The sequence below is a fragment of the Microcoleus sp. K5-D4 genome, from assembly GCF_036704575.1.
GTDB lineage: Bacteria > Cyanobacteriota > Cyanobacteriia > Cyanobacteriales > Microcoleaceae > Microcoleus.
The window spans coordinates 34,652-42,649 of the sequence record NZ_JAUBSD010000007.1 but is presented as its reverse complement, the minus strand read 5'-3'; the positions used below and the strand labels follow the sequence as shown (position 1 = coordinate 42,649).

6 protein-coding genes are annotated in these 7,998 nt (G+C 43.9%); 5 read left to right on the top strand and 1 reads right to left on the bottom strand.

All coding sequences use genetic code 11. The features are described from left to right. Window positions 1–3,234: HEAT repeat domain-containing protein (locus QUA77_RS04055; protein WP_333449327.1), on the bottom strand; the 3,234-nt coding region annotated here is incomplete at its 3' end. 521 nt (window positions 3,235–3,755) lie between these two features. Here QUA77_RS04055 and gor point away from each other — a divergent pair. From gor to QUA77_RS04030, 5 genes are all read left to right on the top strand, one after another. Continuing rightward, window positions 3,756–5,099, top strand: a complete 1,344-nt coding sequence (gor, locus tag QUA77_RS04050; protein ID WP_333449326.1) for a glutathione-disulfide reductase — start codon at window positions 3,756–3,758, stop codon at window positions 5,097–5,099. Between the two features lie 99 nt (window positions 5,100–5,198). Then, window positions 5,199–5,735 carry an opioid growth factor receptor-related protein gene (locus QUA77_RS04045; RefSeq protein ID WP_333449325.1) on the top strand — a complete coding sequence of 179 codons (537 nt, stop codon included), beginning with the start codon at window positions 5,199–5,201 and terminating at the stop codon, window positions 5,733–5,735. Window positions 5,736–6,009: 274 nt separating this feature from the next. Continuing rightward, window positions 6,010–6,600, top strand: coding sequence for a sigma-70 family RNA polymerase sigma factor (locus QUA77_RS04040; RefSeq protein ID WP_333035709.1), 591 nt, complete (start codon window positions 6,010–6,012; stop codon window positions 6,598–6,600). After that, window positions 6,597–7,043, top strand: a complete 447-nt coding sequence (locus tag QUA77_RS04035; protein WP_333035710.1) for a hypothetical protein — start codon at window positions 6,597–6,599, stop codon at window positions 7,041–7,043. The genes QUA77_RS04040 and QUA77_RS04035 overlap by 4 nt, the downstream gene beginning before the upstream one ends. A 19-nt stretch (window positions 7,044–7,062) precedes the next feature. Continuing rightward, window positions 7,063–7,548, top strand: coding sequence for a Spy/CpxP family protein refolding chaperone (locus QUA77_RS04030; RefSeq protein WP_333035712.1), 486 nt, complete (start codon window positions 7,063–7,065; stop codon window positions 7,546–7,548). Window positions 7,549–7,998: the final 450 nt, after the last annotated feature.

Below are 7,998 nucleotides of genomic sequence, written 5' to 3'. Positions count from 1 at the left end.
ATTATCATCAGATTGAGCCAGTTGTTTGAGGAGAGGTAAGGTTTCCGGGTCATCTTTCCACCCCCGTGCTAATTCTTGGACTGCTGTACGTCGCACAGCCGAATCATCATCAGATTGAGCCAGTTGTTTGAGGAGAGGTAAGGTTTCTGGGTCATCTTTCGATCCCTCTGCTAATTCTAGGACTGATACCTGCCGCACACACAAATCATCATTTGATTGAGCCAGTTGTTTGAGCCAAGGTAAGGTTGTCAGGTCATCTTTCCACCCCCGGGCTAATTCTTGGACTGCTGCCACTCGCCCAGCATAATTACCATCAGATTGAACCAGTTGTTTGAGCCAAGGTAAGGTTTTAGGATCATTTTTCCACACCAGTGCTAATTCTTGGACGGCTAAAAATGCCACAATCGGGTGATGATTCGATTGAGCCATTTCTTTGAGCCAAGGTAAGGTTTCCGGGTCATCTTTCCACCCCCGTGCTAATTCTTTTACTGCTACATACTGCACAGTATTAGTATCATTAAATTGAGCAATTTCTTTGAGCCAAGGTAAGGTTTCCGGGTCATCTTTCCACCCCCGTGCTAATTCTTGGACTGTTGCCAATCGCATAGTTTTATTATCATTAAATTGAGCCAGTTGTTGGAGGAAAGGTAAGGTTTCCGGGTCATTTTTTCCGCATCGTGCTAATTCTTTGACTGCTGCAAGTTGCACAGTATCATTATCATCAGATTGAGCCAGTTGTTTGAGGATAGGTAAGACTGCTGGGTCATCTTCCCACCACCGCGCTAATTCTAGGACTGCTGCAAGTCGCACATCCGAATTTTCATCAAATTGAGCCAGTTGTTTGAGGATAGGTAAGGTTGCTGGGTCATCTTTCCACCCCCCTGCTAATTCTAGGACTGCGACAAGTCGCACAGCCCAATTATCATCAGATTGAGCCAGTTGTTTGAGCCAAGGTAAGGTTTCTGGGTTATTTTTCCAAGTATAGGCGATCGCACTTACTGCTTGAGTGCAAATTTGAGTAACTAGCGTTCTCTCTTCTTCATAAGCCTCATAATAATAATTGAGGTCGTATTTGATTAATTCTTTTAACCGTTCAAGCAATTGACTCTCAACCCCAGCAATCTCTTTTCTATCCCTCACCTCATTCAAACACTTCGCTGCCACAAACAGATTGCTGAAGTTTTTGGCTTCCCCATCCTGTTCAATCAAAAACTCAATCAATTTCCCGGTCAAGTTTCCCGCAATCAATCCGGCAATCAAGCACAAAACTTCCTGCCAAGATTCATCATCCCAGTGCTTGCCAAAAACCTCGGTTTTTAACTCCTCCAGTAAAATTTCTGGTGTCTTATAAAGCCTTTCCACCACCTCCGACGCACAGAAATATTCCAAAAAAGTTCGATGCACAAACCCATAAGTATCCGCACCCAAAAAACATAAAATAAAGTTGCGAGTTCGCAGTTGGTTAATTATCAACTTTGCCCGCTCTTTCGGTCGATCGAAATCTTTATTCTTCAGATATGCTGTCAGGGTATTCTCCAAATCTTCCGCACTAATAATATTGCCAGCCAACCCTTCAGGTGCTGCTTGCATCTTGTAAGCGACTCGCCGCAGCATTTCTTGCTTATCTTTAGCATCAATAGTTTTCGGATCGAGCCTGCTATCCTCTACTAAAGACCTTTCCACATCCCATTGATAAAGCAATACCCGCGAAGCTTGATTGTAAAGTTCCGCCCTGTCTCTCGGCAATTCTTGCCCGCGATTTAAAATCGCCATAATCGTCAACAATAACGGATTACCCGCTAAATCTCGAATCGTTGATGAATACGCTAATGCTCTTTCCATGCGATCGCGAATTCGCGCTTTTTCCCCAGAATCAGTAAAAGTTAATTCGTGCCAGCGGTGAACAAAATCCTGAATTTGTTCCGCATTCAAATCTTGGAGAATAAAGTGATGAAACTCTGCATCTTGCAAGCGTTGAGGTTTGTAACCAATAATCCGAGACGTGACAATCACTGGCACGCGGGGATACTCATTGGTAAACCGATGAATCGCCGTAATTACATCTTCTCGTTTCCCGGCATCGAAAATTTCATCTAACCCGTCGAACATCACCACAGCCTCGCCTGCTTTTAGCTGTCCCTGCAATTGATGCTGATTCAAGTGACAAATTGAACCCGGACTTTGATGAAAAAATTCCAGGAAATTCTTGCAATGTCCTGATTCCCCGCTGCGAATGTAAGTCCGCAATTCTATTAGCAGCGGAATCGGCAGAGATGTCACGCTATTTAAGGGCGATCGCGCCCAGTTTAAAGCTAAATATTGTAACAGAGTAGATTTGCCCGAACCCGGATCGCCTAAAATCACAATGTAGGGATAATTTTGCCGATCATTGATAACATCTAACACGGATACGATCGGCTGAGAAAAATAACCGCGCCGATATTTCTCTAAATTTTCAAGCTCGATCGCGTCTAATTGATTGCTGTCTTGCAGCCGCCGTTGATGTTCTTTAGGAATTTCGTAAGCTTGGGGCAGAAATGATTCGTAAATCGATCGCACATCTTGAAAAATAAAGATTTGCCAAACCTTCAGCTTTTCGCGATAATCGTAGGTATTGGGATCGACGCTGCTTAAATTGAGATTGCTGTAACGCTCGCACAGAGCTTCTTGATATTGCCTCAAGTCAAAATCGGGGATAATCCCCGCCGTTTCTTGAGTATTTTTATGAATGCTATCCAGCTTTTGATCCCTCAAGATATCGCGCAACTCTTTTGAGTCAAAGAGAATTTCTTGAACTTCTGCCAGATACTGATTGGCGATGGTTTGCCACTTAAATCTTGCGGGTAAAGAAGTTAAACCTAGTTTATCCCAGGTTTGTTCGAGAAGTTTTGCATCGAGAGATTCGCGATCGCTCTCAAAAGCCTTACCCAAAATTTCCTTAACAGACTTGTTATTTATAAACTGTTTAACATCTTTAATATACAGCTTTCTTTGCTCTGGGGAAAGTCCGCCAATTTTTAACTGCTGTTCTACCAACTTCAAAAACTTTGTGATCGCTTTGCCCGCTGCGACTTGTCGCGGGTCTTTTTCGCCAAATAAGACGTTTTTTAGGGAATCTTTAAAAAAATCTTTTACCAAATCCTTCGCGCCGTCTACTGCCAACTCTTCTAAGATGGGTTTGACGAGAATGCCAACTCCCTGCGCCACTCCCCAGATCACAAGCCACTCGCTCATAAAGCTAGCCCGATAATTAATTTATGTTTATAATATAGCAATTATCAAGGATTGATGAAATTATCAAAAACTGTAGGGTAATCTCCCGTGATTGCCCCGATAGGTTAGGGTAGTATCAGTTTTCTATCGCTGGGCTGCGATTAGCCCTGCTCCCGCCTGATTGTTGCCCCCTACTACCACTTAAAAATCGGGAAGAGCATCTAAGTTGCGCTTTTTTACAGGGATTTACGGGAGTTCGACTCGACTATAACGAGCGATCGACAATTAGGTCCTTCCTTCTTGGTAGCGCTCTCAAAAGAGTAAAATTTTTATATTTTTTTGTCGTTCGATTGTGTTATACTCTAATAATGGGATTGTGAGCAAATTAATATTAACACACAGATTCCTATTATTTAATAATACCTGGTTCAGGGCAAAAAGTAAAGTAGTTGACTCCAAAAAAAACAAAAAATTTTTGAGATATCATTAAGAAAAGTAAAGCGTAAAATTGGTAAGTTGGCGATAAAAAGGTACAGACAATTATGACATACGACTACGACTTGTTTGTGATAGGTGCGGGTTCCGGCGGATTGGCGAGTTCCAAGCGAGCAGCATCCTACGGCGCAAAAGTGGCGATCGCCGAAAATGACTTAGTAGGCGGAACCTGCGTAATTCGCGGCTGTGTCCCCAAAAAACTCATGGTGTACGCCTCAACATTTTCGCACCTTTATGAAGATGCGGTGGGCTACGGTTGGAGTCCAGTAGAAAGCAGCTTTGATTGGGAAAAACTTGTCACCACCGTAGATGCAGAAGTGCGGCGGCTGAGCAAACTGCACATCAGCTTCCTCGAAAAAGCCGGAGTCGAATTAATCTCAGGATACGCCAAATTTATTGATCCCCACACCGTCGAAGTTGGTGACAAGAAATTTACCGCAGCCAAAATCTTAATTGCAGTCGGCGGAGAAGCGCAAAGAGTCCCAATTGTCGGCATCGAACACGCGATTACCTCTCGCGAAATATTCCTCCTAAAAGAGCAGCCAAAACGGCTGGCAATTTGGGGCGGCGGCTACATCGGCGTCGAATTTGCTTGCATTATGAACGGATTGGGGAGCCAAGTAACTCAAATCATCCGCCGCGACTTAATTTTGAACGAATTTGACACAGAAATTCGCACCAACGTGCAAGAAGGAATGATTAAGCACGGAATAAACATTTTGACAGAAAGCTCAATCAACCACATTGAGAAAACCCCAGAAGGCTTAAAATTAACTCTGTCGGGGACATCCGAAGGAACGCTAATAGTAGACGCGCTGTTGTGCGCTACCGGGCGTCAGCCTAATTTAGAAAAATTGGGTTTAGAAAATGCGGGAGTAGAAACAGATAAAGGTGCGATCGCAGTTACCAAAGACAGCCGCACCAGTCAGCCGCACATTTTTGCAGTCGGAGATTGCACCAACCGCATCAATTTAACGCCAATTGCGATCGCCGAAGGACGCGCTTTTGCAGATACTGAATTTGGCAACAATCCGAGAGCAATCACTCACGAAAATGTCCCGTCAGCGGTATTTTCCCAGCCGGAAGCTGCTACAGTCGGCTTAAACGAAGTGCAGGCTAGAGCAAAGTTTCCCGACTCAATTAAGTGCTATACAGCCAAGTTTCGACCGATGTTTCACGCTTTGACAGGTGCAGACGAGAAAACTTTTGTTAAGTTAATTGTTGAGACTAATACTGACAGAGTTTTGGGCGTGCACATGGTGGGGAAAGACGCGGGCGAGATTATTCAAGGAATGGCGATCGCTGTTAATATGGGAGCTACGAAGAAAGACTTCGACGCGACTATTGGCATTCACCCATCGACTGCTGAAGAGTTTGTTACTTTGCGGTAAAGCGGGGGAAGCAGCCAGGGGTTTAAACCCCTGGCTAATAGCTAAAGTCGCTTTTAACCGACTGAATATCATTGTTTTGATGTTTTGTATAGCAGATTAATGAGTGATTCAACCAAACACAACAAAATTTTAGCATTCTATCTCGGTCAGCAGCCTGATTCACAAGGTCGGGCGATAGAGCATATTTGGTCGTGGGATTACCAGAAGCTGGAATCTGTGCACAATTACATTCAATGGCTGTTTCCGCTGAGGGAAAAGAGTCGCTTTAATTCCACTGCTCCTACTTTAAATGATGAGGTGATTCAAGCTTTTAGAACAAGTGAAGAGTTGACAAATCGCTTACTCCATTCGTTCAAAGTCATGCTGGCGTTTTACGGATTGGAATGCCACGAAGGGGACAACGCAGAAATTGTAATTGCCAAATCCGCCGAATATTTCTCAAGAAAAAGAGAGTGGATTGAAAAAATTAATCACAATTACTTGCGGCTGAGTAGGATTCTTACAAGTTTGACCGAGTTGGGATTGAAAAATTACGCTTTAGCTCTTTTCAAGTGTTTAGATGAGATTTATAATGAAGACAAAGAAAGTATTGGTTTAGAAACTTATACTTATTGGAAAAAAGCTGTAAATAGTTAGAATTTATATTGGGGACTTGCCGCCATAGCCAACCATACGCCCCACAAAAAAATTAAATTTTTGTAGAACGGGCCGGAGAACTTGTTCAGACCCACGACCCACAATCTGCTGTATTGGTTTTGGAAGAGGCCGGAAAGCCTGTTACTGACCTTGGTGCAGCTTTCCGCCCCAGACGGATTAATGCTCAAAATAATATTTTAAATAATTTGAACCTTTTTTAGAGCTGTCCTGTCTAAACACTTCAGATAACGAACTGGTGAGGGAGACTTCACAGGTGTTAGGTGTGCCAGCCAATGTTTTAACCGATGACTGTTCCGACTCCGACTTAGTTGCTGAGTGTCTAAAGGGCGATCGCACTTGCTTTCGCTACCTTTACAAACGCTACCAACACAAAGTCAGGTCAACCCTTTACCAACTCTGCGGCCCGTCACTTCTTGACGATTTAGCACAAGAAGTATTTCTGCGAGTGTGGAAAGGATTGCCCAAACTCAAGCACCAGGAAAACTTTTCTACTTGGCTTTATCGAATCACTTGGAATGTGGCTTCCGACCAAAGACAAGCATTTGCTAAACAGCATTCTTTTGACTCCCAACTCAAAAATCAAGAAACAATGGATCGGGTTATTGTCAAAGATAACACATCGGACTTGATGCAGTTGCACTATCAAGATTTAGTGCAGCGGGGACTGGATCAATTGAGCTTTGAACACCGCAGCGTTTTGGTGCTGCACGACTTAGAAGACATCCCGCAAAAAGAAGTAGCCCAAATTTTGGGACTGCCTGCAGGAACCGTCAAATCTCGCGTGTTTTATGCCCGAAATGCTGTGCGGCAATTTTTGCAAAAAGAAGGTGTCAGCGAGCTATGAATAATCCAAGCAGCGACCAAGAGTTAGTTAATTTCTTGAAGCGACATCGCCCCAATATTCCTGAAGCTGTACCAGATTTAGAGCAAAAAATTCTAGCAGCCATCGAAAGTAATCAGGCGAGTGTTTTCCATGAAACCCACCGCCAAAAAACGCGAGCCAGTGCCTCAGCTAAGTCTGATGACAGGTTAAAAATATCCTCTGTTTCTAAGTGGGCTTTATCGTCGGCGATTGCTGCTACCCTGCTAGTTTTTTGGTCGGGCTACCGTCCGTTTGAGACTGCACAATTGCCAGATAAGGAAACAGCTCAGTTAGAAGCATTTTTAGTTACTAACTGGGAGGGCGTACTGCATGATTCTCCCCAAGAAAATATGACCGATCGCTCACAAACAGACTGGTTGACTTTCAGCCAGGGTGCTGACAGTGAACCGCCAACAAATAAGTAATATCAAAGAGGCAATCTTCATGTCAATTCGTCGTATTTCTGCCCTAGCCGTTTTAATGCTGACTCTCGGTAGCACAGCAGCAGCAATAGCAGTTCCTAATCCCCTAGAACCCCAAACACTTGCACAAAATCAGCGTCCCAATCGACCAGGTGGCAGGGAAGGTGGGATGTTCGAGAAACTTAATTTAAGCGCAGACCAAAAGCAGCAAATGCAGGCAGTTCGCGATCGCTACAAAGACCAAGTTTCCCAGCGGATGCAAGCAGTCCGCCAAGCCAGACAAGAATTGGACACGATGATGTCCGGCACAGCAAATGCCAGCGAAATCCGTGAAAAACACCGTCAAATAATGGGATTGAGACAGCAGTTTGAAGAGGTGCAATTTGAAATTACACTCGCAATGCGAGAAGTGCTCACTGCCGAACAGCGCAGCCAATTAGCTCAAATGATGCAGCAGCGCCGGCAAAATGCTAAAAACCGGATGCAAAACGGTCAAAAACCGCAGTAATTGACGAGTAGTTTTGAGTGAATCGCAGGGTGCTTACGCACTCTGCGATTTATTAGTTCAAGCTCCCAGATTGGAAGCATCTCAATGAAAGCAGCTAAGCTAGAAAGTGGAGTTTTGAGGCAGGAGGCAGAAGGAAACAGGAAGAAGAAAGAAGAAAGAAGTCATAAGAAGTGTTTTTACAAATATGAGATGCTCTCCCAGATTCATGGAGTAAATCTAAAATCTAAAATCTAAAACCTAAAATCGAATGACCCCTCTAGCTGGGGCGAAACGTTAGCTTTCATGCTGGTTCCGTCGCCGAATGTAAAGGTGTGGGTTGAGATTTTCCCCTCCAGCATGATATCATCAGGCTGCTATATTTGGTTTGTTAATTTAGACGGGCTTTTAATATAGAATTTACTAAATGAACTGCCGAGAAGGCAGAAACTACAGAGGTGAGAGAAAGATCCA

Bases quoted from the DNA above. Each gene is read 5' to 3' on its own strand.
- gor (WP_333449326.1), top strand. From the start codon at position 3,756: ATGACATACGACTACGACTTGTTTGTGATAGGTGCGGGTTCCGGCGGA.
- QUA77_RS04045 (WP_333449325.1), top strand. From the start codon at position 5,199: ATGAGTGATTCAACCAAACACAACAAAATTTTAGCATTCTATCTCGGT.
- QUA77_RS04035 (WP_333035710.1), top strand. From the start codon at position 6,597: ATGAATAATCCAAGCAGCGACCAAGAGTTAGTTAATTTCTTGAAGCGA.
- QUA77_RS04030 (WP_333035712.1), top strand. From the start codon at position 7,063: ATGTCAATTCGTCGTATTTCTGCCCTAGCCGTTTTAATGCTGACTCTC.